This window comes from Streptomyces sp. NPDC012474 (assembly GCF_042955185.1).
Lineage (GTDB): Bacteria > Actinomycetota > Actinomycetes > Streptomycetales > Streptomycetaceae > Streptomyces > Streptomyces cahuitamycinicus.
On the sequence record NZ_JBIBEP010000009.1, the window covers coordinates 76,113 to 99,981 of the forward strand.

Consider the following 23,869-nt stretch of genomic DNA (forward strand, 5'->3'; position numbering starts at 1 on the left):
GTCCGGGGCCCGCGAAGACGTCTCATCAGGCCCTACAAGGGACCAACAGGGCAAACAATCGGGAAAGCGCCCCCACCTCCCGCACTCGGAGGTCCCGGGACAGTACCGGTCGGACAGGATCGCCGGGTACCGTGGATCCGGCCCGGACCACGGCAAGACCCGCACCGACCACGAGGGCCGAGGACCGAGGACATCGCAAGGAGCTTCAGGTGTTCAATGACATAGGACCACTCGAGCTGGTGACGCTCATCGTCCTCGCCGTGCTCGTCTTCGGTCCGGACAAGCTCCCCAAGGTCATCCAGGACGTGACACGCACGATCCGGAAGATCCGTGAGTTCTCGGAGAGCGCCAAGAACGACATCCGGGAGGAACTGGGCCCGGAATTCAAGGACTTCGAGTTCGAGGACCTCAACCCCAAGACGTTCATCCGCAAGCAGCTGGACAACGAGGACCTGGGGCTCAAGGAGATCCGTAACGGCTTCGACCTGAAGAAGGAGATGGCCGAGGTCACCGACGCCGTCCACAGCCGTGAATCCGACACCTCCTCAGCGTCGCCCGCAGGAGCCGCCGGGTCGTCCGGTGGCCGCATCGACATGACGAAGAAGCCGGAAACGCCCGAACCGGACGACCGGCCGCCCTTCGACGCGGACGCCACCTGAGCGACACGCCCAGGGGCGCACGCCCCCGCGCGTGACGCGTTTCATACTCCGGTCGGGCTGTCTACGGCCTGAACCGGGCGCCCGTGCGGCCCACGCGCCGGGCGGTTTCCCTGCTGCTCCCAGCGGTGTGGCTATGCTGCCGAGTTGTTGTGCGGACCGTGACGAGTACGCCCGAAGGGGGGCTGGCCGTTCCGGTCCGACTAGAGCGAGGAGGCGTCCGGGCTTATGGAGACGACGAGTCGGGCAGTCGCGCAGACGCCGGCCGGGGAGGGTGGACAACAGGTCCGCTCCGCCCGGCGTGCGGTCGACGGCTACCTGCGTGCGCCCTTCCCGTGGTACGGCCTCGACGAGGCCTTCACGGGACCGCGCTGGCTGATGCAGGTCGGTACGACGGCCGACGGGGCCGTGGAACACGGGTCGATCGGGCACGGGGACGAACCCACGGTGCGCAACGAGCACGCCGCCGGGGCCGATCAGGATGCCAAGGAGAAGTTCGCGGTCGTCGTGACCGTGGCGGCGAACCCCTCACGGCGCACGGCGGACGGAACGGGGCTGCTGGAGGCCACGTCGGTCTCCTCCGCGGCGTGGCTGGCGGGTGTGGGGCTGCTGTCCTTCACCTGGCCCGGGCAGATGGACCACGCCCTGCGGGACGACTGGCTGGAGCAGCAGACCGAGACGGCGTGGGTGCTGGCGGACGACCTGGACGGAGACGACTGGTCGACGCTGTCGCTGCCGGTGGACGGGGTGCCCACGGCGTTCCACTACCGGGAGTCCGAGTTCGGGTGGGTGCTTGCCGGGTCGACCTCGGCGGGCGTCCACGTCGGGGCGTACGGCAGGGGCTTGAGTGCGTATGGGCTCGGCTTCGCCGCGGTCAAGGACATCGCCGCCTACGCGTGACGCCGGGGGCGCCGCCTGCTGTCGGCGTCCATCGCCGCAGGGGTCCTGTCAGCGGGCGGCTGCGGGCACGTCGTGGCTGGTCGCGTAGTTCCCCGCACCCCTGGGGGGCGTTGCCCCCCAGGGCGTTTCGATCAGAACTTGTTCCGCGGGGTGATCCCCAGGGACAGGCCCGACAGGCCCCGCTGCCGTCCTCCCAGCTTGCCCGCGATCGCCCGCAGCGCCGAGCCTGCCGGGGAGTCCGGGTCCGTCAGGACGACCGGCCTGCCGTCGTCGCCGCCCTCGCGGAGACGGACGTCGATGGGGATGCTGCCGAGGACCGGGATGTTCGTGCCGGTCGTGCGCGTCAGGCCGTCGGCGACCGACTGGCCGCCGCCCGTGCCGAAGACGTCGACCATCTCGTCGCAGTGCGGGCAGGGCAGGCCGGACATGTTCTCGACCACGCCGACGATCTTCTGGTGGGTCTGGACGGCGATGGAGCCCGCGCGCTCGGCGACCTCGGCCGCTGCCTGCTGCGGGGTCGTCACGACCAGGATCTCCGCGTTCGGGACCAGCTGGGCGACGGAGATCGCGATGTCGCCGGTGCCGGGCGGCAGGTCCAGGAGCAGGACGTCCAGGTCGCCCCAGTACACGTCCGCCAGGAACTGCTGGAGGGCGCGGTGGAGCATCGGGCCGCGCCAGACGACCGGGGCGTTGCCCGGGGTGAACATGCCGATGGAGATGACCTTCACGCCGTTCGCCGACGGCGGCATGATCATGTTTTCGACCTGGGTGGGACTGCCGTCGGCGCCCAGCATGCGCGGCACGGAGTGGCCGTAGATGTCGGCGTCGACGACGCCGACCTTGAGGCCGTCGGCCGCCATCGCCGCCGCCAGGTTGACCGTCACCGAGGACTTGCCGACGCCACCCTTGCCGGAGGCGACCGCGTAGACGCGGGTCAGGCTGCCCGGCTTGGCGAAGGGGACCTCGCGCTCGGTCTGGCCGCCGCGCAGGGCGGACGCCAGTTCCTTGCGCTGCTCGTCGCTCATCACGTCGAGCGTGACGTCGACGCGGGTGACGCCCTCGACCGCGGACACCGCGTCGGTCACGCGCTGCGTGATCGTGTCCCGCATCGGGCAGCCCGAGACCGTGAGGTACACGGTGACCGCGACGGCCCCGTCCGCGCCGATCTCCACCGACTTGACCATCCCGAGTTCGGTGATGGGCTTGTGGATCTCGGGGTCGTTCACCGTCGCCAGTGCCTCGCGCACCGCGTCTTCCATAGCCATAGGACGATGGTACGGCTCTGTACCGGTGCGTAGGGAAGCGTCTCAGTGGTCGTCTGCGTCACGTCCCCGTGAGCGTTCCGCCGGGAACACGACGGGGTCGTGACGGTGGCCGTTGTGCCGTTCCTCCAATTCCTTGATCGTGTCCTGCAACTCCGAGCGGATCCAGTCGCGGGTGGCGACCTCGCCCAGGCCGATGCGCAGGGCGGCGATCTCGCGGGTCAGGTACTCGGTGTCCGCGATCGACCGCTCGTTCTGCTTGCGGTCCTGCTCCAGGTTGACCCGGTCCCGGTCGTCCTGCCGGTTCTGCGCGAGCAGGATCAGCGGGGCGGCGTAGGAGGCCTGGAGGGACAGCATCAGGGTCAGGAAGATGAACGGGTACTCGTCGAAGCGCAGGTCGCGCGGCGCGAAGATGTTCCAGACCACCCACAGGATGATGGCGACCGTCATCCAGACGATGAACCGCCCGGTGCCCAGGAAGCGCGCGATGCGCTCCGACAGCCGCCCGAAGGCCTCCGGGTCGTACTCGGGCAGGAACCGTCGCCGGCGCGGCAGCGGCTGGTCGAGTCGGGTGGTGCGGGGCCGGGAGGCGGCCGTGGCACCCGCCGGCGTGCGGTCGCGCAGGCTCTCGCGCTCAGGCACCATCGGTGGCCACCTCCTCGTCCAGGTGGAACTCCGTCTCCCGCCAGTCCTCCGGGAGCATGTGGTCGAGCACGTCGTCCACGGTCACCGCGCCCAGCAGCGCGCCGGCCTCGTCGACGACCGGCGCCGCGACCATGTCGTAGGTGGCGAAGAACCCCGCGATGGCGGGCAGCGCCGCCTCGGGGTCGAGCGGCTGCAGATCGCTGTCCAGGATCGAGCTGACCAGGGAGGGCGGTGGTTCGCGCAGCAGACGCTGGAAGTGGACCGTGCCCAGGTACTTGCCGGTCGGCGTCTCGTCCGGGGGCCGGCACACGTAGATCTGGGCGGCGAGCGCCGGGGAGAGGTCGCGGTTGCGGACCCGGGCCAGGGCGTCGGCGACGGTGGCGTCCGGGCGCAGCACGATCGGCTCGGTGGTCATCAGACCACCCGCCGTGCGGTCCTCGTACGACATCAGGCGCCGCATGTCGGCCGCGTCGCCGGGCTGCATCAGGCGCAGCAGCCGCTCCTGATCGTCCGTCGGCAGCTCGCCCAGCAGGTCGGCCGCGTCGTCCGGGTCCATGGCCTCCAGGACGTCGGCGGCGCGCTCCTCCTTGAGCTTGCCGAGGATCTCGATCTGGTCGTCCTCGGGGAGCTCCTCCAGCACATCGGCGAGCCGGTCGTCGTCGAGGGCGGCGGCGACCTCGGCCCGGCGCTTGGGGGAGAGGTGGTGCAGGACGTTGGCCAGGTCGGCGGGGCGCAGCTGCTCGAACGTGGCGAGGAGGCTCTCCGCGCCCTGCCCCTGCTCCTCCAGGGAGAAGCCGCTCACGGCGGTCCACTCGACGGTCAGTGCCTCGCCCTTGGCCCGGCGGAAGGCAGTTCCCTTCCGGCCCTTGCGGACGAAGACCCGGTCGATCTCCCACTCCCGGCGGGCCGGCAGCTGATGCACCGACAGGTCGAGCACGGAGACCTCCTCGCCGCTCTCGGTGAGCGTCACGCGCCGGTCCAGCAGCTCCCCGAAGACCAGCCGCTCGGTGGGCCGCTGCTCGAAGCGCCGGACGTTGAGCACGCCGGTGGTGATGATCTGGCCGGACTGGATGGCGGTGACCCGGGTCATCGGCAGGAAGATACGGCGGCGGGTGGCGAGTTCGACGACGAGGCCGAGCAGTCTCGGCGGCCGCTGCCCCACCCGCAGCATGACGACCAGATCGCGCACGCGCCCCACCTGGTCGCCGGCTGGGTCGAAGACGGCGACACCTTGAAGGTGCGATACGAAGATCCTGGGGGCGCCCGCTGCCATGGCCGCGGCTCCTTTTCGTGCGGGGTGGTTCGTGGTGGCTGTCGGTGTGGCTTTCTTTGTGCCTGTGTCTTCCGAATTGCCCGCTCGGGTGGGCTTCAGGCTAGCCCGTCCCGATCGGCGACGCGTCGGCGGCCGGTCCGGACGGACTGGCTCCGATCCGCCCGCACGACCCCGGTACCCTGCGGTACGCCGTTCAGGTCTCCCGTCAGAGAGGCAGCCCCACCTGTGACCCCGATTCGCCAGAGCCGCGGCCGAGGTGCCGCACTCGCGAGCGCGACGTGCGCACTGCTCGTGACGGGAACGGTGCTCACCGGCTGCGCGGAGGATCCGAACGAGGGCACCAACGGGGTCGGCAGACTCCCCGCCGCCAAGATCCAGGGCAAGACCCGGTCGGCCGCGGAGTCCGCCGGGGCGGTCCGGGTGCACGGCAACGTCGTCAGCGGCGGTCGGACGTACGCGCTCGACATGCGGGTGAACGACGACGGCGGTGACGGCTCGGTCACCTCCGAAAGCGCGACCTTCAAGCTGTTGCGCATCGGCGAGCAGCTCTACGTCAAGGCGGACGCCGAGTTCTGGACTCACGGCAGCGGCCAGGGCGGGGGCGGCAAGGCGGACGCGGCGGCGGCCTCCAAGCTCGGCGGCAAGTTCGTGAAGGTGCCGAAGGGCGACCCTTCGTACAAGAAGTTCAGCGGTTTCACGGACAAGGGTCTCCTCCTCGACGGTCTGCTGACCCTGCACGGGACGCTCGCGACGGGCGGCCACGACGAGGAGGCGGGCGTCCGTACCATCCGCGTCACCGGTGACAAGGGCTCCGGTGGCACCCTGGAGGTGTCTTTGGAGGGCAAGCCGTACCCGCTGCGCCTGGAACGGGCGGGCGGGGCGGGCACGCTCACGTTCTCCGGCTGGGGTGAGGACTTCTCCCTCAGGAGGCCGGAGAGGAACGAGACGGTGGACTACGGCCGGCAGCTGCCGACGTCGTAGACCGTCACGTCCGTTTGCGCTTCTTCAGCAGCAGGCGGGGCAGGCCCGCGGGGACGGGCCGGCGGGTGAGCGCCGGGGACGGCAGGGGCGGCTCGGACAGGGAGCCGTCGGGCAGTGGCACCGTCGCCCCGGTCGGTTCCAGGCGCAGCACCCGGCACTCGCGGGCCCAGCGCTCGGGCATGGCCTCGCCGTCGGGCGCGTTCAGCCGTTTGCCCTTCAGCTCGGCGACCGCCGCGTCCCACGCCTCGGAGCCCGGCGCGAGCTGGGTGATCCGCGCCGTCCAGGTGACCAGCCGGCCGCCCTTGTCCTTGCTGCGTACCGTCACCTTCGCCTCGGCGCCGTCGGTCAGCCCCGGCAGCGGCTGCTCGCCGGGCCCGTCGCCGACCAGGCACGCGGCGCCCTCGTGCCACACGTGCCAGAGCGCACGCGCCGGGCCGTCGGGGCCCTGGACCCAGACGAGGCCGGACTTCTTGGTGGCCTCCTCGACGAGGGCCTGGTCGAGCAGCTCGCTTGTCATGGGGCCCAGCCTAACCAGGCTGCTCACAGCCATCCGTTCCGCTTCAGCGTGCGGTGGATGCCCAGACAGACGGCCACCGTGAAGCTCAGGATCACCGGGTAGCCGTACTTCCAGTGCAACTCCGGCATGTACTTGAAGTTCATGCCGTACACGCCGCACACCATCGTCGGCACGGCGATGATCGCGGCCCAGGAGGTGATCTTCCGCATGTCCTCGTTCTGGGCGACGGACGCCTGCGCGAGATTGGCCTGGAGGATGGAGTTGAGGAGCTCGTCGAAGCCGAGGACCTGCTCCTGGACGCGGGCCAGGTGGTCGGCGACGTCCCGGAAGTACTTCTGGATGTCGGGGTCGATCAGCCGCATCGGCCGCTCGCTCAGCAGCTGCATGGGCCGCAGCAGCGGCGACACGGCCCGCTTGAACTCCAGTACCTCGCGCTTGAGTTGGTAGATCCGGCCGGCGTCCGAACCCCGCGGTGCGCCCTTGCGCCCCGGGGAGAACACCTCGGTCTCGACCTCGTCGATGTCGTCCTGCACCGCGTCGGCGACGGCGATGTACCCGTCGACGACGTGGTCGGCGATGGCGTGCAGCACCGCCGAGGGGCCCTTGGCGAGCAGCTCGGGGTCGTCCTGCAGGCGGTGCCTGAGGGCCCGGAGGGATCCCTGCCCGCCGTGCCGGACGGTGATGAAGAAGTCCCGTCCGGTGAAGCACATGACCTCGCCGGACTCGACGACCTCGCTGTTGGCGTCGAACTGGTCGTGCTCGACGTAGTGGATGGTCTTGAAGACCGTGAAGAGGGAGTCGTCGTAACGCTCCAGCTTGGGCCGCTGGTGGGCCTGGACGGCGTCCTCCACGGCGAGCGGGTGCAGTCCGAACTCGCTGGCGATGCCGGAGAATTCGGCCTCCGTCGGCTCGTGCAGGCCGATCCACACGAAGCCCCCGTCGCGGCGCACCAGGCGCACCGCCTCGTGCGGGGTCAGGGCGGTCTCGGTCTCGATGCGGCGGCCGTCGCGGTAGACGGCGCAGTCGACGACGGCCGTGGCCGCGCAGGGGCTGCGGGTGGCGTCGTACGTCCCGCCGTCCTTGCGCAGCGACACACGGGACGGACGGACGACTGCGCGCAGGTCGCGGATCATCGACATGGCGGGCTCCTTCGCGGGCGGGCGACGAACACCGGCCGGCGACGGGTGGAACTACCCGGAATGAGGACGTAGGGCCTACGGATGTTTGGCACGTCCACAAAGCGGGGAGCACCGCACCGTCGCGGTGGTCGGTTTCGTCACTGATTCAGCTACTGAGGCAGATCAGGCAAAGCGAAACGAAGCGCTCTTCCGCGGTGAAGCGAGTGCGAGAGGTGGCAGCCGGAGACAGAAGCAGCTACATCGACGGCGCGAAGAGCGTGGTGCTACTGCACGGTCGACTTCGATCCATTGCAGCCCCACCTCCTCCGGCCGGTCCCTCGTGAGGGAGTTCCTTCGGCGTCGGGGCTTGATCGCGACGCTTCTGCGTGCTGCCCCGAACCACCGGGCCAGAGTAGCAGCCGACACAACTGTCAAGGTGCTGCTTTGCCCGCTACTGGCGAGTTCTATGCTCGCCGCATGGCAGATGTTCTTCCTCTGGTCGAAGCCCGGTTGCGTACCGCGCTGGGCGAACCGGACGCGCGCGCGGCGGTCACCTTCCTGGGCACGGACCGCATCGAGGTGCTCCGCTTCCAGGAGGCCGGCATCGTCCGCTACGCCTCGCTCGGCATGTCCGCGCACCCCATGACGGACCCGACGGCGGTGGTCGCCGACCCGGTCAAGGGGCCGCGCGCCGAGCTGGTCCTCTCCCTCCGCGCCGGGCTCGCCGAGACCGACAAGGTGCTCCGGCCGCTCGCCGTGCTCGCGGCGTCTCCCCAGGTGGAGGGCCTGGTCGTGGCTCCTGGCGCATCCCTGGACGTCGGTGAGGCGCTGTGGCCCGGCGCCCCGTTCACCTCCGTCCTGGTCGCCGAGCCGGGCGGCCTGGTGGAGGACCTGGAGCTCGACGAGCCCCTCGACCCCGTGCGGTTCCTGCCGCTGCTGCCGATGACCCCGAACGAGGCCGCCTGGAAGCGCGTGCAGGGCGCGCAGGCGCTCCAGGAGAGGTGGCTCAGCTCGGGGACGGACCTCCGGGACCCGTCCCGGAAGTCCGTCCCGCTGGAGTGAGGAAGCTCACCAACCCTCCGTTGCGCGGCCTCAGTTGGCGAAGACGGCGACACCGTCCTCGGTCGCGTGCTTCGGCTCCAGCTCCTCGGCTCGGTAGGTGAGGGCCTTGCGCCGGACGACCACCACGACCGCGCCCGCGACCGCGGTGACCGCCGCCACCACGAAGGGGATGTCGATGTCGGTCCACTCCTCGATCTTCGGCGCGAAGAACGGGGCGGCCGCCGCCGCGAACCAGCGCACGAAGTTGTAGCCCGCGCTCGCCACCGGCCGGGGCGCGTCCGAGACGCCGAGGGCCAGCTCGGTGTAGACGGTGTTGTTCACGCCGATGAAGGCGCCGGACAGGATCGTGCAGACGACGGCCGTGGTGTGGGAGCCGTAACCGAGCACCAGCACGTCGGCCGCGAGCAGTACCAGCGAACCGCCCAGCACCTGCAGCGAGCCGAACCGCTTCTGCAGCCGCGGCGCCACGATCACCGAGAAGACGGCGAGCAGCACGCCCCAGGCGAAGAACACCGCCCCCGACCGGTACGGGCTCATGTTCAGCACGAACGGCGTGAAGGCCAGCACGGTGAAGAACGTGTAGTTGTAGAAGAACGCCGAGACCGCGGCGGAGGCCAGGCCGCCGTGGCCGAGGGCCTTGAGCGGGTCCAGCAGCGAGGTCCTGCGGGCCGGCTTGGGCTGCTCCTTCAGGAACACCGTGATGCACAGGAAGCCGACGGCCATCAGGAACGCCGTGCCGAAGAAGGGGTAGCGCCAGCTGGCGTCGCCGAGCAGGGCGCCCAGCAGCGGGCCGCAGGCCATGCCGAGGCCGAGGGCCGACTCGTACAGCAGGATCGCCGCGGCGCTGCCTCCGGCCGCCGCGCCGACGATGACCGCGAGGGCCGTCGAGACGAACAGCGCGTTGCCGAGGCCCCACCCGGCCCGGTATCCGACCAGTTCACCGACGGATCCGGAGGTGCCCGCGAGCCCGGCGAACACCACGACGAACGCGAGGCCGAGCAGCAGGGTCCTGCGGCCGCCGATCCGGCTGGAGACGAAGCCGGTCACCAGCATCGCGACGGCGGTGATGAGGAAGTACGAGGTGAAGAGCAGGGAGACCTGGCTCGCCGTGGCGTCGAGGCCCTGGGCGATGGACGGCAGGATCGGGTCGACGAGCCCGATGCCCATGAAGGCGACGACCGACGCCCCGGCGGTCGCCCACACGGACTTGGGCTGCTTCAGGAGGCCGCCCGCTCCGGAGTCGAAGGGGTCCATTGCGTGCTCCCTTTCCGAGACTGAAGTAGTTGGTATATGCACATACTAAGTTAGCAAGGCTAATTAATGCAACGTACATCTAGTGTGGGCGGTGAAGGGTTCCGTCCGGATGGGTGATCGTCCTTGACGCGGCGGGGCCGGGGTAGGACCGTGGGGCCCTATGAGGGGCGAACCCAGTTGCCCGAAGTGCGGTGGCCGGGTCAGGGCTCCCGGCCTCTTCTCCGACTCGTGGCAGTGCGATGCGCACGGCACCGTCCATCCGGTGCAGCCCGTGATACCGCCCAGCGTCGACGCCCTCGACGTCGTGGTGCATCGCACCCAGGTGCCGCTGTGGATGCCGTGGCCGTTGCCGGTGGGGTGGCTGTTCACGGGGGTGGCCTGCGCGGGGGACGACCGCACGGGCGGCCGGGCGACCGCCGTCGCCTGCACGGGGCCCGGCCCGCTCGGCGGCATGGGTGAGCTGATCCTGGTGGCCGAGGAGCTCGGCGTCGGGCTCGGCGCGCGGTACGCCGGCATGGACGGGCCCGACCCCGGGCCGCACATGAACGTCGAGAAGCCCCCTCAGGCGAAGGTGCTGGCCGCCGGGCGCCCCACACCGTTGTGGCATGTGGCCGGGGCGCCGGACGACCGGGCGGTGTTCGCGGGGGAGGCGCTCGGAATGTGGCTGTGGGCGGTGGTGTGGCCCGAGCAGTCCGGATTGCTGATGTACGACGAGCTGGTGCTCACGGATCTGCGGGATGCCGGCGCCGAGGTCGAGCTGGTGCCGTGCGGCGCCCTGTCGCCGCGCTTGCTGGGACCCTGAGGGGTGTAGGGGGTGCTTGCGGGGTTCGGGTGTGACATGGGGCGTCGAAAAGCTGGTTATCCTTGAGCAGTCCTGTCGTCCCGCCCGTGTCTGGAGTCCGTGTCGTGCGTATCGATCTGCACACCCACTCCACCGCTTCCGACGGGACGGACTCGCCGGCCGAGCTGGTGCGGAAGGCCGCTGTCGCCGGGCTGGACGTCGTCGCGCTCACCGATCACGACACCACCCGCGGGCATGCCCAGGCGATCGCCGCGCTGCCCGAGGGAGTCACGCTGGTCACCGGGGCCGAGCTCTCCTGCCGGATCGACGGCATCAGCATGCACATGCTGGCCTACCTCTTCGATGCCGAGGAGCCGGCGTTGCTCGCCGAGCGGGAGCTGGTCCGGGACGACCGGGTTCCGCGCGCCCAGGGCATGATCGCCAAGCTTCAGGAGCTGGGCGTCCCCGTGACGTGGGAGCAGGTGGCCCGGATCGCCGGTGACGGATCCGTCGGGCGCCCGCACGTGGCGAGCGCGCTCGTCGAGCTCGGTGTCGTGCCGACCGTGAACGACGCCTTCACACCGGACTGGCTGGCCGACGGCGGCCGGGTGTTCGTGGAGAAGCACGAGACCGACCCCTTCGAAGCGATCCGGCTGATCAAGGGCGCGGGCGGGGTCGCGGTGTTCGCGCATCCCGGAGCGACCAAGCGTGGGCTCACGGTGCCGGAGGCCGCCATCGCCGAGATGGCCGCAGCCGGGCTGGACGGCGTCGAGGTGGACCACATGGACCACGACGCGGACACCCGTGCGCGACTGCGGGGGCTGGCCAAGGAGCTCGGCCTGCTCGTGACCGGATCGTCGGACTACCACGGCAGCCGGAAGACCTGTGTACTCGGCGAGTACACGACGGATCCAGAGGTGTACGGGGAGATCACCCGGCGGGCCTTCGGGGCGTTTCCCGTGCCGGGGGCCGGCGGAACTCTCTGAGGTCTCACTCCCGCAGGTCCGTCTCTTCTCTTCCTCCTCTTCTCACCCGGCGCTGCCCGCTGCGCCCAGGCGTTCTGCCCTGCGCACCGCCTGCCCGCGGCGGCAGCCCCCTGCGCAAGGCTCACTCATGTTCGACGTCGCCGTCTTCGGCTCCCTGTTCCTGACCCTCTTCGTCATCATGGATCCCCCGGGGATCACACCGATCTTCCTCGCGCTCACCGCCGGCCGGCCCGGCAAGGTGCAGAAGCGGATGGCCTTCCAGGCCGTCTGCGTCGCCGGCGGTGTGATCACCGTGTTCGGTCTTCTCGGGCACCAGATCCTGAACTACCTGCACGTGTCCGTGCCCGCGCTGATGATCGCGGGTGGGCTGCTGCTCCTGTTGATCGCGCTGGACCTGCTCACCGGCAAGACCGACGAGCCGAAGCAGACCAAGGACGTCAACGTCGCCCTCGTACCGCTGGGCATGCCGTTGCTGGCCGGGCCCGGCGCGATCGTGTCGGTCATCCTCGCCGTGCAGAAGGCCCACAGCGTCGCCACCCAGGTGTCGGTCTGGGCGGCGATCGTCGCCATCCACATCGTGCTGTGGCTGGTGATGCGCTACTCGCTGGTGATCATCCGGATCATCAAGGACGGCGGTGTGGTCCTGGTGACCCGCCTCGCCGGCATGATGCTCTCCGCGATCGCCGTGCAGCAGATCATCAACGGCGTCACGCAGGTGATCCAGGGGAGCTGACGATCCCCGTCAGGCCCGCAGGACGCCGCGGATCTCCCGGGCCGCCTTGGGGTGACCGAGATACTCCTCCATCTTGTGCGCGCGGTCGCGGCCGTTGGAGACGGCCAGCTGGGTGAGCTTCCCCCACCGTTCGTCCTCCAGGGGGCAGCCGATGGCCACCGCGTCGGTGGGGCACCAGACGTTCACCCAGTCACGCACCCGGGGCGGCTGGTGCGGCCCTCGGGTGAGGAGCCGTTCGTTGACACCGTCCAGGCCGAGCGGGCTGCCCGCGGTGACCAGCAGCACGGGGTCGACACCGTCGGGCAGCCGGGTCAGGAGGTCCATGCCCACGACCGTGCCCAGGCTGTGCGTGACCAGCACCAGCTCGCCGCTCGTCGGCATCGTCTCCATGACGCTGTCCAGCACCGCCTGCCGCACGGCGCTGTCTCCGAGGTACAGGTCGACGTCCCGCAGGAACGTGGCGATGGTCCACTCGTCCAGGTCGGACCGGGCGGCCAGCCAGCTCAGCGGCCGGTGCAGCACCCCGACCAGGCCCGAACCGAACCCCTCCGTGGTCGCCGGCCCGTTCTGGGGCATGCCGGCCCGGGCGGCCGCCTCGTGGAGCAGTCGCTCGTAGGAGCCAGTGGGCGACTCCGCCGCGAACACCTCGGCGGCAGCGGCGGCGCTCACCTGGTCGAGGCCGATGGGCCCCGCAGTGCTCTCCCGGCCGCTCACGATGTCCTGCAGTCTCGTGCCGTAGTACGGGAACCACACGTCCTCGGGGTCGAGCGGGGGCATGGACGCGAGGGTGAGCCCGCGGTTCAGTCCGGCCGTCCAGCTGCGGCGGAGATCGTCGGGGTAGTTCTCCTGCTGGTCCCGGCCGTGCAGGAAGACCAGGTGCTGACGGCCGTCGAAGGCGGTACCGCGGGCCCGGAGCCCGACCCGGAGTCTTTGGCCGGCGGCCTCGCTCCCGGCCGTGGAAAGCGTCACACGGGCCGACGGGGATGTGACGCCCGGTACCACCGCCGTCGCCCTCTCGGGCTGCGCCCCGGGGGCCGGCGTGGGAAGGGCCGGCGCAGTGGCCATGGCCCGGTCCAGGCCGGTGTCCGGGCCCATCTCGGCCAGCAGGGCACGCCGCCCCGGGTCGAGCTCCAGCCCGGCCAGGTGCTTGAGGACCGAGCTGATCCGGACGCCCTCGTTGGCGACCCAGTCGATGGCGTCGTCGCCGTCGCCCTGCTGCCAGGGCCGGCCGTCCTTGCGCAGGACGCGGCCCTGGCCGTCCTTCCTGGGCACGCCGCTGTGGTGCAGCGCCACGACCTCCCACTGGTCGTTGAAGACGGGGGAGCCGGAGTTCCCCGGTTCGGTGTCGGTCGTGTAGTGCACGAAGTCGTCGAGCCGGACCAGCACCGCGTTGTCGCGCAGCGCGATCTCCTTCAGCCGCCCCGAGGGATGGCCGATGATGTTGACCTTCTCGCCCAGTACCAGCTTGCCGATCTGCACGCTCAGCCGGTTCCAGCCGAAGACCTCGCCCGGAGGCGGACCGTCCAGGGTGGGCGCGACCGCCACGAGGGCGAAGTCGAGCCGCCGGTCCGCCGCGAAGAAGGTCCCTGGGTCGAGCTCCATCCGGACGACGGTGTCGGGCAGGTTGTCAGCCGTGACCTGGGCGTTGAACTCCGCGAAGCAGCGGCGCGCGAAGCTCTCGTCGGGCAGGACGTGGTGGTTGGTCATCATCAGCCGCGGCGAGACCAGGAAGCCGGTGCCGTGCGGCAGCTCGCGGCCGTCGCGCCGCAGGGTGATCCGGGCGACCGTGGCCCCGGCCCTGACCCCGCGCGGCAGGAAGCTCCAGGCCTGGAGCTCGTTGGACAGGTCGATGATCCGCTCGTTGGCGTCGGGCAGGTCCATGGCCTCGCGGTGGATGTCCGCCACCACCGCCGAGGGCGACAGACCGCCCCGGTCGAGGATCCGGTCGGCGCGCACGGCGAGCGCGTCCGGGGAGTCGGGGAACCGCACCCCGGCCGCCAGTCGGCCCTCCACCCGCTCGCGCTCCGCGGCGGAGTCCTCGTAGCGCCCTGCGGCCTCGGCGGCGGCCTGCTCTTGCAGTCCCTTGTGCGACCGGTCCGTCACCGACATGCTCCACCGTCCTGTTCTGGTTCGCGCTGGGCCCCTCAGCCAGTACGCCCCCGACCACGGAGGTCCGCAACAGCGGAGCCCCCGCACGGCCGATGCCGGGCGGGGGCTGCGAAGTGTGGGAGAGCTGCGCGCGTTATGAGGCCGTGGTCTCGGCCGGGCGGATCCAGAGGCGCTGCCCTATGGCGGCTGCCTGCTGAACGATGCGATTGACGGAGGCGGCGTCCACAACGGTCGAGTCCACAGCGGTGCCGTCGACGTCGTCGAGTCGCATGATTTCGAAGCGCAAGGGCTTCTCCCTTCGTCTGGTCATCCTCCTGAGGAGAACTACTCGGTGTGCGGCCCACCGGGCGTTGGCGCTCGGTGTTCCGTATGGGTCAACAGGGATGCACGTGTCAAACATTCCCTACGCTAAGGAAATTTTTCGAACGGCTAATTACCGAGCCGTAAGAGTGTCGTTACGGGACCGACCGGGACCGGTTGTGTTCGCAGCGTGACCGCCGGGACAATGGAGGCGATGAACGACGACCTCGCGGCCCTCAGCGCCCGCATCGACCGCACCAACGAGCTGCTCCAGCGCATGCTCGCCGAGGTGGCGAAGACGCCCTCCACCCACGCGATCTTCGTCGATGCCGGGTACCTGTACGCGGCGGCGGGACGCCTCGTCGCCGGCACGGAGGACCGCCGCGCCTTCGACCTGGACGCCGAGGGCCTGATCGACGCGCTCATCGACAAGGCCCGCACGATCTTCGCCGACAGCCGGCTGCTGCGGGTCTACTGGTACGACGGCGCCCGCCGCCGCATCCACACCGCGGAGCAGCAGACCATCGCGGAACTGCCCGACGTCAAGGTGAGGCTGGGCAACCTCAACGCCAACAACCAGCAGAAGGGCGTCGATTCGCTCATCCGCTCCGACCTGGAGTCCCTCGCCCGGCACCGCGCCATCAGTGACGCGGCCCTGCTCGGCGGCGACGAGGACCTGGTGTCGGCGGTGGAGGCGGCCCAGGGGTACGGCGCCCGGGTCCACCTCTGGGGCATCGAGGCCCCGGAGGGCCGCAACCAGGCGGAGCCCCTCCTGTGGGAGGTCGACAGCCAGCGCACCTTCGACCTCGACTTCTTCAAGCCGTACGTGTCCCGCCGCACGGCCCCCGCCTACGAGACGGGCGCCAGCAGGCCCACCCGCGATGACGTGCGGTTCGTGGGCGCGCAGATCGCGGCGAAGTGGCTGGCGGCACGCGGCCGGGACACGCTGGTCGAGTTGCTGCCCGGCCACCCGTACCTGCCCGGCTCCGTGGACCAGGACCTGCTCGTGGAGGCGGAGGGTCTCCTGCAGTACTCACTGCGCGGCCAGGCGGACCTGCGGCGGGCGCTGCGGGACGGCTTCTGGGATCATCTGCGGACGCAGTACTAGGCCGCCCCGGGAGCCGCCGGGGCCTGGGGCCGGTCGTCGTCCCGGACCCGTCCGATGCCGTCCCAGAAGTCGGCGAGGGCACGGGCCGTCGGCAGCGGGCGGTCGGTGTTGGGGGAGTGCTCCGCTCCCGTGACGACCGTGCGGCGCGCGTTCAGGCGCAGGGCCATGTCGTCGAGGACCGCCACCGGCCAGGTGTCGTCGTGCGCGCCCGACAGGACGTGGAACGGCAGCGGAAGCGCGGCGAGTTCGGCCACGCGGTCCGGCTCGGTGCACAACTGACCTCCCGTCGCCAGCAGTTGGGCGGGACTGTGGCCGAGCCAGCGGCGGCGCAACTGGTCCTGGTCACCGAGGCCGCGGGCGGGCCCGCCGACTTCCTCCGGCGGCCCCATGGCCTGGATGGCCTCCCACACCTCCTCCATCGACAGCACGGCGAGCGCGTCCCGCAGCAGCTTCACGCGCTGCTGCTGGGAGACGGAGATCTCCGCAGGCCCGGACGAGACCAGGGTGAAGGAGACGAAGGGGGAGTGGTCGAGCAGCACGGCGGCACGGGCGATCTGCCCGCCCAGCGAGTGCCCGACGAGGTGGACGGTCCCGCCCAGCGCCTCGGCCTGCGCGAGCACGTCCCGTGCCAGTTCCCGCTGGGAGTAGGCGGATTCGTCGTCCCGGGGGCCGCCCGACTCGTGCTGCCCCCGCCCGTCCACGGCGACGACCCGGTACCCCCGCTGTGCGAGGGGCTCGTGGAGCAGCCGGAAGTCCTCCTTGCTCCCGGTGAACCCCGGCAGCATCAGGACGACCCCCCGGCCCTCCACACCCGCCGCCGGCGACGAGTCGACGACGGCGAACTCGCCGCGCGCGGTGCTCAGGGCGTAGGCGCGGGCGCCCGGGGGCGGGGGGAAGGCGGGGAGGCTGGTCACGGGGCGAGGGTAGCGGGTGGGGACCGCCCCTGTGCCCGGCGCGAATGCCGACGGCCCGGCTCCCCGTGAGGGGGCCGGGCCGTCGGAGAGGGGTGGATCAGCCCTCGGTGGGCTCCGCGGCGGCCGTGGCCTTGCGGGTGCGGCGGGCCTTGGGCTTCGCCTCCGCCACGTCCTCCGAGGTGGTGGCCGTGGTCGCCTTGCGGGTCCGGCGCGGCTTGGCGGCCTCGGGCTCCTGATCCGCCTGTGCGGGGATCTCGGCGACGGCCGCGACGGGCTCGGTGGCCTTGCGGGTGCGGCGGCGCGGCTTGGCCTCCGTGCCTTCGGCCGTGTCCACGGCGGCCTCAGCCGCTGCGGCGGTCTTCCGCGTGCGGCGCGGCTTGGCCTCGACGGCCTCCCCGTCCTGCGCGGCGGCGGCCGTCTTCCGGGTGCGGCGAGGCTTGACCTCGACGGTCTCCGTGTCCGGGGCGGCGGCGGCCGTCTTCCGGGTGCGGCGCGGCTTGGCCTCGGCGGTCTCCGGCTCCTGGGCCGTCTGGGCCGGGATCTCGGCGACGGGCTCGGTGGCCTTGCGGGTGCGGCGGCGCGGCTTGGCCTCCGCACCTTCGGCCGTGTCGACCGCGTCCTCCGCCGGGGCGGCGGCTTTGCGGGTGCGGCGCGGCTTGGTCTCCGAGGCCTCGGGAGCCGCGGCCTCGACCGTGGTCTCGGGGGCCTCGGCGGTCTTACGGGTGCGGCGGCGCGGCTTGGCCTCCGTGCCTTCGGCCGTGTCGACGGCGGCCTCGGCCGCCGCTGCCGTCGCCTTGCGCGTACGCCTGGGCTTCGCCTCGGCCGTCTCGGCGGTGTCGACGATCGCCTCAGCCTCCGCGGCCGTCTTGCGGGTGCGGCGACGCGGCTTCGTCTCCACCGGCTCCGCAGCGGACTCGGTGGTCCCCTCGGCCGTGTCGACCGCCGACTCGGCCGCGGACGCCGCCGTGGCCTTGCGGGTGCGGCGGCGCGGCCTGGCGGCGGCCTCGGGCAGCGCGGCTTCCGCGGCGGCCGGTGCCTCGGCGACGATCACCGGCTCCGGGGCCGACGGCGTCACCGCGGCCTCGGTCTCCACCGCGGCCGTCTCCGGGCGGCGCGTACGACGTCGGCGCGACTTCGCGGCCGTCTCCGGGGCCTCGGCAGCCGTGCCCTCCGCCGTCGCGACGGCGGTCTCCGCCTGCTCGGACCCGGGGGACTCGACCGCCGTGACGGGGGCCGCCTCGGACTGGGCCCCGCCGCGGGTGCGGCGACGCCGGCGCGGGGTGCGCGGAGCCGTGACGGAGTCCGCCTCGGCGGCGCCGCCGGGGGACGTGATGTCCGGCGCGGTGGTGCCGGCGGACTCGGGCGCCCCGTCCACCGTGCTACCGCCGCGCGTACGGCGACGGCGACGCGGCGTACGCGACGAGCGCTCGCGGTCGGCCGAGCGGGACTCGTCCCGGTCGCCGCCACCGCGGCCGCCGCGGCCGCGTGGCCCGCGGCCGCCCGTCTCGCCCAGGTCCTCCAGCTCCTCCGCGTCCAGCCCGGCGCGCGTACGCTCCGAGCGCGGCAGGACGCCCTTCGTGCCCTCGGGGATGCCGAGGTCGGTGTAGAAGTGCGGGGAAGTGGAGTACGTCTCCGGCGGGTCGCTGAAGCCCAGGTCCAGCGCCTTGTTGATCAGCTGCCAGCGCGGGATGTCGTCCCAGTCGACGAGCGTGATGGCCGTACCCTTCGCACCCGCGCGGCCGGTTCGGCCGATGCGGTGCAGGTACGTCTTCTCCTCTTCCGGCGACTGGTAGTTGATGACGTGCGTCACGCCCTCGACGTCGATGCCGCGGGCGGCGACGTCGGTGCAGACGAGCACGTCCACCTTGCCGTTGCGGAAGGCGCGCAGTGCCTGCTCGCGGGCGCCCTGGCCGAGGTCGCCGTGGACCGCGCCGGAGGCGAAGCCGCGCTGCTTGAGCTGGTCGGCCAGGTCGGCCGCGGTGCGCTTGGTGCGGCAGAAGACCATGACCAGCCCACGGCCCTCGGCCTGGAGGATGCGCGAGACCATCTCGGGCTTGTCCATGTTGTGCGCGCGGTAGATGAACTGCTTCGTGTTCGCGACCGTGGCGCCCGCGTCGTCCGGGGAGGTGGCGCTGATGTGCGTGGGCTGCGACATGTAGCGGCGGGCCAGGCCGATGACCGCGCCCGGCATGGTGGCCGAGAACAGCATCGTCTGGCGCCGCACCGGCAGCATGTTGATGATCTTCTCGACGTCCGGCAGGAAGCCCAGGTCGAGCATCTCGTCGGCCTCGTCGAGGACCAGGCTCTTGACGTGCTTCAGGTTCAGCTTCTTCTGCCCGGCGAGGTCGAGGAGCCGGCCCGGGGTGCCGACGACCACGTCGATGCCCTTCTTCAGGGCCTCGACCTGGGGCTCGTAGGCCCGGCCGCCGTAGATGGCGAGGACGCGTACGTTACGCACCTTGCCCGCGGTCAGCAGGTCGTTGGTGACCTGCGTGCACAGCTCGCGCGTGGGGACGACGACGAGCGCCTGCGGGGCCTCGGTGAGGTCTTCGGGCTCGGCGCGTCCGGCCTCGACGTCGGCGGGGACGGTGACGCGCTCGAGGAGCGGGAGGCCGAAGCCCAGCGTCTTGCCGGTGCCGGTCTTGGCCTGGCCGATGACGTCCTTGCCCGTCAGGGCGACGGGGAGCGTCATCTCCTGGATGGGGAAGGGAGTGATGATGCCGACGGCTTCAAGGGCCTCGGCGGTCTCGGGGAGAATTCCGAGCTCTCGGAACGTAGTCAGGGTGCTGCCTCTTCTGTGTGGGCGGCGCGAGGCGAGCGCGGGGTCGTGTCAGACCGTGCCGGGGACGTCGGCTGCCTACGGGCGGGCCGTAGAGCACGGGACCGCGCCGACGCTCTAGCGCTCATGCCGCTGAGGGTGTCCCCCTCCGGGTCTCGTACGCACTGTGGCGGACGGCCGGGGAGGGCTGTCGGGTCGGAGCCGATCGGGCCACCGACCGGGCATCCTCATACGTGCGGCCTGTCGAGGTACGTCGACGTACCAGCAGGCGCATTACCACCATACCCCGGAATCGCGCACATGCGATGGCCGATTCGGTCACGTAGTCGTCATCACAGTGATTGACCAGGGCCTTACGCCCCCGGCGAGCGGGCTATTGTGCGCTTTATGACGAGCTCTGACAAGCCTGAGAACGCCTCGGACACCGCCGCCGCCGAACCGACCTCAGTCGCCGCCCGGGACTGGGCGACGGCCTCCGCCGACCCGCAGTACCGCGCCGCGGTCGTGGACCTGCTCGGTGCGCTCGCGTACGGGGAGCTGGCGGCGTTCGAGCGGCTCGCGGAGGACGCCAAGCTGGCGCCGACACTGGCGGACAAGGCGGAGCTGGCGAAGATGGCGTCGGCGGAGTTCCACCACTTCGAGAGGCTGCGCGACCGGCTTGCCGAGATCGGCGAGGAGCCGACGCGGGCGATGGAGCCGTTCGTCGCCGCGTACGACGGGTTCCACAAGCAGACGGCCCCCTCGGACTGGCTGGAGGGCCTCGTCAAGGCCTACGTCGGCGACTCCATCGCCAGCGACTTCTACCGGGAGGTCGCCGCCCGGCTGGACTCCGACTCCCGCGGCCTGGTGCTGGCCGTTCTCGACGACACGGGCCACGGCGGCTTCGCCGTGGAGAAGGTACGGGCCGCGATCGACGCCGACCCGCGCGTGGGCGGGCGGCTCGCCCTGTGGGCCCGGCGGCTGATGGGCGAGGCACTGTCGCAGTCCCAGCGGGTGGTCGCCGACCGGGACGCGCTGTCGACCATGCTCGTGGGCGGGGTCGCGGACGGCTTCGACCTCGCCGAGGTCGGCAAGATGTTCTCCCGGATCACCGAGGCCCACACCAAGCGGATGGCCGCGTTGGGGCTGGCCGCCTAGCTAGTTCCTCGCCTGACGGTCACGTCGTCGGCGCCGCCACCGTCGGCGACCCCTCAGGCGGTCGCCGACCGGCGGCGCAGTCTTCCCGCGGGGCGCAGGAGCAGCGACAGCGATGCCACGGAGACGATCACCGCACCGAGCAGGACGAGCAGCACGTGCCCGGCGTCCAGCGCGCTGTGCATGACGAATGCCCCGAAGAGAGCACCGGCGACACCGGTCGACAGCACCATGGGGCGTGCCGGGAGCCGGTGCGACAGGCGGTGTGCGGCCGCCCACGCCAGAGCCAGGCCGAGGATCGTGGAGCTCAGCGCTTCCAGGAGCATGTCGGGGTCCCTCCCACACGGCCGGCTGCCCAAATCGGTCGTAGCCCGTCATACCCCTGACCTGCGGAATCCAATCCCCTCCTGTGGGCGACTTGTGCTCCATCCGAGGAGGAAGCGGTGCGCCGCAAGGGGACCGGGAACGCCACGGGACGCCAGGGGACGCCAGGGAGGACCGTCAACGCCAGAGCCCTTAGCGCCAGAGTCGTCACGTCAAGGGGCCGACCGGGAACGCCGAGGGGGCGGGACGGCTGTCGGCCATCCCGCCCCTCGGCGTATGCGCCTACAGCGCGCCGAAGCCCACCTTGCGCGGGGCCGGCTCACCGATCTCGACGTACGCGAGACGGTCGGCCGGGACGAGGAGCTTGCGGCCGTGCTCGTCCACCAGGCTCAGCAGCTGCGACTTGCCTGCCAGGGCCTCGGCGACCACGCGCTCGACCTCCTCGGCAGTCTGACCGCTCTCCAGAACGATCTCGCGGGGCGCGTGCTGCACGCCGATCTTGACCTCCACGGCTATGTCCCTCCGACGGTCAGTGATGTGCGCGACCTTCCGCGCCGTACGCAGCACACATTAGCCCGGTGAGGGGACGTACATGCTCCGCCCGAGAACGCCACGAGCGAACACCGGGCGGGAACAAGGCACCCGTCAGTTGTGGGGCTGGTCCATGCCGTGAAGCGGGAAGCCGGCGATACCCCGCCACGCCAGCGAGGTGAGCAGCTGTACGGCCTGGTCGCGCGGCACACTGCGGTCGCTGTGCAGCCAGGACCGCGCGACCACCTGGGCCAGGCCGCCCAGGCCCGAGGCGAGCAGCATCGACTCCGCGCGCGACAGGCCGGTGTCCTCGGCGATGACGTCGCAGATCGCCTCCGCGCACTCGTTCGTGACCTTGTCGACGCGCTCGCGCACGGCGGGCTCGTTCGTCAGGTCCGACTCGAAGACCAGGCGGAAGGCGCCGCCGTCGTCCTCGACATAGGCGAAGTAGGCGTCCATCGTCGCCCGGACGCGCTGCTTGTTGTCGGTCGTCGACGCGAGCGCGTTCCGTACGGACTGGATGAGCGATTCGCAGTGCTGGTCCAGCAGCGCGAGATAGAGGTCGAGCTTGCCCGGGAAGTGCTGGTAGAGCACCGGCTTGCTGACGCCTGCGCGCTCCGCGATGTCGTCCATCGCGGCCGCGTGGTAGCCCTGGGCCACGAAGACCTCCTGGGCGGCGCCCAGGAGCTGGTTGCGTCGGGCACGGCGCGGCAGGCGTGTGCCCCGCGGGCGAACCGCCTCTGTCTGCTCGATGGCTGTCACGCCGCCTCCCATGTTCGTCCATGTGCGGATCTGGCCGCGTCGCCATCGTACTTTTCGGTAACCCCGGTGTGCGCGGTGAGAGCGCAGGATTTCACGGACCGGACGGTTGCGAAAGCGGTTGCGAAGGTTTCAAACAGGGTCAGAGCGGGCAAAATGCGGCCTCTTTCCTGTTCTGAGGAACTGCTCGTCGCCCGTCGGCGGCGAGCGTCACCGGTAGTCGTCCTCGTCGAGCGAGACGATCCGGGCCTGCTCCACCAGGTCGGCCTCGTTGGCCCGGTCCGGGTCGACGCCGGTCAGCGGGTCGTCGCGGTCCGGCGCGATGTCGGCCTGCTGCTCGGCCGCGTCGACCTCGGGGGCCTCGACGTCCAGCTCCTGCGCCTCCGGCGCGTCCTCGGCCTCGAACGTCTCGGGGTCGGTGGGATCTACGGCCATGCTGGGCTCCCTTCCTACGAACGTCCCTGGGAATGCAGGGGCCACACGCGGGTGCCCTCTGTACGAGCCTAGGAGACACCCGATCCGGACGCTATGCGATCCGCGTCCGGGACGTGACGCAGTGCTCATCCCGTTGACTGCTACCCACGTGTGCTCGGGTGCCTCCTCTTCCGCCCCTCCAACGGGCCGAATCCTGTGACGGCGAACACAGGCGAACACATGAGTCACTGCGTGATCGTCTCGTAACATTGCCGCATGTCTTCGACCGAGCTGCCGTTCGTGCCGCCCGCCAATGTGCTGCCGAAGGTGGGGACCGTCCGGGTCGCGGAGGGTGAGCGCCTGCGGTCGGTCGAGCTGCCCGGCGTCACGCTGACGGTCCGGTCGAGGCCTCCCGCGCGCGAGGGGCTGCCGCCCGCGCTGTACGTGCACGGGCTCGGCGGATCCTCGCAGAACTGGTCGGCGCTGATGGCGCTGCTGGACGGCGTCGTCGACGGCGAGGCCCTCGACCTGCCGGGCTTCGGCGACTCCCCGCCACCGGACGACGGCAACTACTCCGTCACGGGCCACGCGCGCGCGGTCATCCGTTACCTCGACGCCTCCGGGCGCGGCCCCGTGCACCTGTTCGGGAACTCGCTCGGCGGCGCCATCACCACACGTGTCGCCGCGGTCCGGCCCGATCTGGTCCGTACGCTCACGCTTGTGTCGCCCGCTCTGCCAGAGATCCGAGTGCAGCGCTCCGCCGTGCCCACGGGGCTGCTGGCGGTGCCCGGCGTCGCCCTGCTCTTCACCCGGCTCACCCGGGAGTGGACGGCGGAGCAGCGGGTCCGTGGCGTGATGGCGCTGTGTTACGGGGACCCCGGCCGTGTGACGCCGGAAGGATTCCGCAATGCCGTGCAGGAGATGGAACGGCGGCTGCGGCTGCCGTACTTCTGGGACGCGATGGCGCGCTCCGCACGCGGGATCGTCAACGCGTACACCCTGGGCGGCCAGCAGGGGCTGTGGCGCCAGGCCGAACGGGTTCTCGCGCCGACCCTCCTCGTCTACGGCGGCCGCGACCAGCTCGTCGGCTTCCGCATGGCACAGAAGGCGGCCCGGGCATTCCGCGACTCCCGGCTGGTGACGTTGCCCGAAGCGGGTCACGTGGCGATGATGGAGTACCCGGAGACGGTGGCTCTGGCGTTTCGTGAACTACTCGAAGACGCGGGAGAGTTGGGCGCGCAGCGAGCGAAGCGGGCCGCCCGGGCGGATACCGGGAGCGACGCCGCCGACGAAGCAGGTACCGACGAGAGCATGGGGGGCTGAGGCGCG

The 23,869-nt window shown here is 71.3% G+C and carries 24 protein-coding genes; 10 read left to right on the forward strand and 14 right to left on the reverse strand.

Going from position 1 to position 23,869, the window contains the following annotated elements; all coding sequences use genetic code 11:
* The first annotated feature begins 209 nt into the window (after positions 1 to 209).
* Positions 210 to 659 (forward strand): sec-independent translocase, encoded by a 450-nt coding sequence (locus ACFY9S_RS20810; RefSeq protein ID WP_102912988.1) that lies wholly within the window; start codon positions 210 to 212, stop codon positions 657 to 659.
* A 225-nt stretch (positions 660 to 884) separates the two neighbouring features.
* On the forward strand, positions 885 to 1,556 hold the full coding sequence (locus ACFY9S_RS20815) for a hypothetical protein (protein ID WP_391130603.1): 672 nt from the start codon (positions 885 to 887) through the stop codon (positions 1,554 to 1,556).
* A 131-nt stretch (positions 1,557 to 1,687) separates the two neighbouring features.
* Here ACFY9S_RS20815 and ACFY9S_RS20820 read toward each other — a convergent pair whose 3' ends face one another.
* From ACFY9S_RS20820 to ACFY9S_RS20830, 3 genes are read right to left on the reverse strand one after another with little or no spacing between them, the layout of a single operon-like run.
* Positions 1,688 to 2,821: a P-loop NTPase gene (locus ACFY9S_RS20820; RefSeq protein ID WP_391130606.1), complete on the reverse strand. Its 1,134-nt coding sequence runs from the start codon at positions 2,819 to 2,821 to the stop codon at positions 1,688 to 1,690.
* 42 nt (positions 2,822 to 2,863) lie between these two features.
* A complete protein-coding gene (locus ACFY9S_RS20825) occupies positions 2,864 to 3,463 on the reverse strand; it encodes a DUF1003 domain-containing protein (RefSeq protein ID WP_391130609.1) in 600 nt (199 codons plus the stop codon).
* The gene (locus tag ACFY9S_RS20830; RefSeq protein WP_391130612.1) at positions 3,453 to 4,736 is read right to left on the reverse strand and encodes a magnesium transporter MgtE N-terminal domain-containing protein; all 1,284 of its coding nucleotides are present in this window, start codon (positions 4,734 to 4,736) and stop codon (positions 3,453 to 3,455) included. Before ACFY9S_RS20830 ends, ACFY9S_RS20825 begins: the two co-directional genes overlap by 11 nt.
* Before the next feature lie 225 nt (positions 4,737 to 4,961).
* Here ACFY9S_RS20830 and ACFY9S_RS20835 point away from each other — a divergent pair, with 225 nt between their 5' ends.
* Positions 4,962 to 5,717, forward strand: a complete 756-nt coding sequence (locus ACFY9S_RS20835) for a hypothetical protein (RefSeq protein WP_391130615.1) — start codon at positions 4,962 to 4,964, stop codon at positions 5,715 to 5,717.
* A gap of 4 nt (positions 5,718 to 5,721) precedes the next feature.
* On the opposite strand, the gene ACFY9S_RS20840 is transcribed toward ACFY9S_RS20835, so the two are convergent.
* Together ACFY9S_RS20840 and ACFY9S_RS20845 are read right to left on the reverse strand one after the other, a co-directional pair.
* On the reverse strand, positions 5,722 to 6,234 hold the full coding sequence (locus ACFY9S_RS20840; protein ID WP_391130618.1) for a hypothetical protein: 513 nt from the start codon (positions 6,232 to 6,234) through the stop codon (positions 5,722 to 5,724).
* Positions 6,235 to 6,257: 23 nt separating this feature from the next.
* Positions 6,258 to 7,373: a CorA family divalent cation transporter gene (locus tag ACFY9S_RS20845; protein WP_391130621.1), complete on the reverse strand. Its 1,116-nt coding sequence runs from the start codon at positions 7,371 to 7,373 to the stop codon at positions 6,258 to 6,260.
* Positions 7,374 to 7,829: 456 nt separating this feature from the next.
* Here ACFY9S_RS20845 and ACFY9S_RS20850 point away from each other — a divergent pair, with 456 nt between their 5' ends.
* On the forward strand, positions 7,830 to 8,414 hold the full coding sequence (locus tag ACFY9S_RS20850; RefSeq protein ID WP_391130624.1) for a suppressor of fused domain protein: 585 nt from the start codon (positions 7,830 to 7,832) through the stop codon (positions 8,412 to 8,414).
* Positions 8,415 to 8,444: 30 nt separating this feature from the next.
* Here the strand turns inward: ACFY9S_RS20850 and ACFY9S_RS20855 are convergent, their stop codons facing one another.
* Positions 8,445 to 9,668 carry an MFS transporter gene (locus tag ACFY9S_RS20855; RefSeq protein ID WP_391130627.1) on the reverse strand — a complete coding sequence of 408 codons (1,224 nt, stop codon included), beginning with the start codon at positions 9,666 to 9,668 and terminating at the stop codon, positions 8,445 to 8,447.
* 160 nt (positions 9,669 to 9,828) lie between these two features.
* Here ACFY9S_RS20855 and ACFY9S_RS20860 point away from each other — a divergent pair, with 160 nt between their 5' ends.
* From ACFY9S_RS20860 to ACFY9S_RS20870, 3 genes are all read left to right on the forward strand, one after another.
* Positions 9,829 to 10,470, forward strand: a complete 642-nt coding sequence (locus ACFY9S_RS20860) for a DUF6758 family protein (RefSeq protein WP_391130630.1) — start codon at positions 9,829 to 9,831, stop codon at positions 10,468 to 10,470.
* 104 nt (positions 10,471 to 10,574) lie between these two features.
* Positions 10,575 to 11,435: a PHP domain-containing protein gene (locus ACFY9S_RS20865; RefSeq protein ID WP_391130633.1), complete on the forward strand. Its 861-nt coding sequence runs from the start codon at positions 10,575 to 10,577 to the stop codon at positions 11,433 to 11,435.
* Between the two features lie 127 nt (positions 11,436 to 11,562).
* Complete coding sequence (locus ACFY9S_RS20870; protein WP_391130636.1) at positions 11,563 to 12,168, forward strand: MarC family protein; 606 nt, start codon at positions 11,563 to 11,565, stop codon at positions 12,166 to 12,168.
* A gap of 9 nt (positions 12,169 to 12,177) precedes the next feature.
* Here ACFY9S_RS20870 and ACFY9S_RS20875 read toward each other — a convergent pair whose 3' ends face one another.
* Both ACFY9S_RS20875 and ACFY9S_RS20880 read right to left on the reverse strand, forming a co-directional pair.
* Positions 12,178 to 14,277, reverse strand: a complete 2,100-nt coding sequence (locus ACFY9S_RS20875; RefSeq protein ID WP_391130637.1) for a trypsin-like peptidase domain-containing protein — start codon at positions 14,275 to 14,277, stop codon at positions 12,178 to 12,180.
* A 133-nt stretch (positions 14,278 to 14,410) separates the two neighbouring features.
* On the reverse strand, positions 14,411 to 14,587 hold the full coding sequence (locus ACFY9S_RS20880; protein ID WP_221342551.1) for a hypothetical protein: 177 nt from the start codon (positions 14,585 to 14,587) through the stop codon (positions 14,411 to 14,413).
* Between the two features lie 204 nt (positions 14,588 to 14,791).
* On the opposite strand from ACFY9S_RS20880, the gene ACFY9S_RS20885 reads away from it, so the two are divergent.
* Complete coding sequence (locus ACFY9S_RS20885; RefSeq protein WP_391130640.1) at positions 14,792 to 15,685, forward strand: NYN domain-containing protein; 894 nt, start codon at positions 14,792 to 14,794, stop codon at positions 15,683 to 15,685.
* Here the strand turns inward: ACFY9S_RS20885 and ACFY9S_RS20890 are convergent.
* Together ACFY9S_RS20890 and ACFY9S_RS20895 are read right to left on the reverse strand one after the other, a co-directional pair.
* Entirely contained in the window at positions 15,682 to 16,599 is a 918-nt protein-coding gene (locus ACFY9S_RS20890) for an alpha/beta fold hydrolase (protein WP_391130642.1), read from the reverse strand. The two genes, ACFY9S_RS20885 and ACFY9S_RS20890, sit on opposite strands and share 4 nt — an antisense overlap.
* 97 nt (positions 16,600 to 16,696) lie before the next feature.
* Positions 16,697 to 19,291: a DEAD/DEAH box helicase gene (locus ACFY9S_RS20895; RefSeq protein WP_391130645.1), complete on the reverse strand. Its 2,595-nt coding sequence runs from the start codon at positions 19,289 to 19,291 to the stop codon at positions 16,697 to 16,699.
* Between the two features lie 474 nt (positions 19,292 to 19,765).
* On the opposite strand from ACFY9S_RS20895, the gene ACFY9S_RS20900 reads away from it, so the two are divergent.
* Positions 19,766 to 20,515: a ferritin-like fold-containing protein gene (locus ACFY9S_RS20900; RefSeq protein WP_030854785.1), complete on the forward strand. Its 750-nt coding sequence runs from the start codon at positions 19,766 to 19,768 to the stop codon at positions 20,513 to 20,515.
* A 53-nt stretch (positions 20,516 to 20,568) separates the two neighbouring features.
* Here the strand turns inward: ACFY9S_RS20900 and ACFY9S_RS20905 are convergent, their stop codons facing one another.
* The 4 genes from ACFY9S_RS20905 to ACFY9S_RS20920 all read right to left on the reverse strand — a co-directional run bounded on the left by ACFY9S_RS20905 (position 20,569) and on the right by ACFY9S_RS20920 (position 22,561).
* Positions 20,569 to 20,838 carry a hypothetical protein gene (locus ACFY9S_RS20905; protein ID WP_102911985.1) on the reverse strand — a complete coding sequence of 90 codons (270 nt, stop codon included), beginning with the start codon at positions 20,836 to 20,838 and terminating at the stop codon, positions 20,569 to 20,571.
* A gap of 280 nt (positions 20,839 to 21,118) precedes the next feature.
* On the reverse strand, positions 21,119 to 21,346 hold the full coding sequence (locus ACFY9S_RS20910; RefSeq protein ID WP_030854792.1) for a DUF3107 domain-containing protein: 228 nt from the start codon (positions 21,344 to 21,346) through the stop codon (positions 21,119 to 21,121).
* A 135-nt stretch (positions 21,347 to 21,481) separates the two neighbouring features.
* Positions 21,482 to 22,129 carry a TetR family transcriptional regulator gene (locus tag ACFY9S_RS20915; protein WP_391130649.1) on the reverse strand — a complete coding sequence of 216 codons (648 nt, stop codon included), beginning with the start codon at positions 22,127 to 22,129 and terminating at the stop codon, positions 21,482 to 21,484.
* 207 nt (positions 22,130 to 22,336) lie between these two features.
* Positions 22,337 to 22,561 (reverse strand): hypothetical protein, encoded by a 225-nt coding sequence (locus tag ACFY9S_RS20920; RefSeq protein WP_102911984.1) that lies wholly within the window; start codon positions 22,559 to 22,561, stop codon positions 22,337 to 22,339.
* Positions 22,562 to 22,816: 255 nt separating this feature from the next.
* On the opposite strand from ACFY9S_RS20920, the gene ACFY9S_RS20925 reads away from it, so the two are divergent.
* Complete coding sequence (locus tag ACFY9S_RS20925) at positions 22,817 to 23,863, forward strand: alpha/beta fold hydrolase (RefSeq protein WP_391130653.1); 1,047 nt, start codon at positions 22,817 to 22,819, stop codon at positions 23,861 to 23,863.
* The last annotated feature ends 6 nt before the right edge of the window (positions 23,864 to 23,869 follow it).

What these genes read in the sequence shown, in the direction of transcription:
- ACFY9S_RS20820 (WP_391130606.1), bottom strand. Translation starts at nt 2,821, where the DNA reads ATGGCTATGGAAGACGCGGTGCGCGAGGCACTGGCGACGGTGAACGAC.
- ACFY9S_RS20850 (WP_391130624.1), top strand. Translation starts at nt 7,830, where the DNA reads ATGGCAGATGTTCTTCCTCTGGTCGAAGCCCGGTTGCGTACCGCGCTG.
- ACFY9S_RS20895 (WP_391130645.1), bottom strand. Translation starts at nt 19,291, where the DNA reads ATGACGCTCCCCGTCGCCCTGACGGGCAAGGACGTCATCGGCCAGGCC.
- ACFY9S_RS20815 (WP_391130603.1), top strand. Translation starts at nt 885, where the DNA reads ATGGAGACGACGAGTCGGGCAGTCGCGCAGACGCCGGCCGGGGAGGGT.
- ACFY9S_RS20830 (WP_391130612.1), bottom strand. Translation starts at nt 4,736, where the DNA reads ATGGCAGCGGGCGCCCCCAGGATCTTCGTATCGCACCTTCAAGGTGTC.
- ACFY9S_RS20840 (WP_391130618.1), bottom strand. Translation starts at nt 6,234, where the DNA reads ATGACAAGCGAGCTGCTCGACCAGGCCCTCGTCGAGGAGGCCACCAAG.
- ACFY9S_RS20855 (WP_391130627.1), bottom strand. Translation starts at nt 9,668, where the DNA reads ATGGACCCCTTCGACTCCGGAGCGGGCGGCCTCCTGAAGCAGCCCAAG.
- ACFY9S_RS20905 (WP_102911985.1), bottom strand. Translation starts at nt 20,838, where the DNA reads ATGCTCCTGGAAGCGCTGAGCTCCACGATCCTCGGCCTGGCTCTGGCG.
- ACFY9S_RS20870 (WP_391130636.1), top strand. Translation starts at nt 11,563, where the DNA reads ATGTTCGACGTCGCCGTCTTCGGCTCCCTGTTCCTGACCCTCTTCGTC.
- ACFY9S_RS20845 (WP_391130621.1), bottom strand. Translation starts at nt 7,373, where the DNA reads ATGTCGATGATCCGCGACCTGCGCGCAGTCGTCCGTCCGTCCCGTGTG.
- ACFY9S_RS20875 (WP_391130637.1), bottom strand. Translation starts at nt 14,277, where the DNA reads ATGTCGGTGACGGACCGGTCGCACAAGGGACTGCAAGAGCAGGCCGCC.
- ACFY9S_RS20920 (WP_102911984.1), bottom strand. Translation starts at nt 22,561, where the DNA reads ATGGCCGTAGATCCCACCGACCCCGAGACGTTCGAGGCCGAGGACGCG.
- ACFY9S_RS20825 (WP_391130609.1), bottom strand. Translation starts at nt 3,463, where the DNA reads ATGGTGCCTGAGCGCGAGAGCCTGCGCGACCGCACGCCGGCGGGTGCC.
- ACFY9S_RS20885 (WP_391130640.1), top strand. Translation starts at nt 14,792, where the DNA reads ATGAACGACGACCTCGCGGCCCTCAGCGCCCGCATCGACCGCACCAAC.
- ACFY9S_RS20900 (WP_030854785.1), top strand. Translation starts at nt 19,766, where the DNA reads ATGACGAGCTCTGACAAGCCTGAGAACGCCTCGGACACCGCCGCCGCC.
- ACFY9S_RS20880 (WP_221342551.1), bottom strand. Translation starts at nt 14,587, where the DNA reads ATGACCAGACGAAGGGAGAAGCCCTTGCGCTTCGAAATCATGCGACTC.
- ACFY9S_RS20925 (WP_391130653.1), top strand. Translation starts at nt 22,817, where the DNA reads ATGTCTTCGACCGAGCTGCCGTTCGTGCCGCCCGCCAATGTGCTGCCG.
- ACFY9S_RS20860 (WP_391130630.1), top strand. Translation starts at nt 9,829, where the DNA reads ATGAGGGGCGAACCCAGTTGCCCGAAGTGCGGTGGCCGGGTCAGGGCT.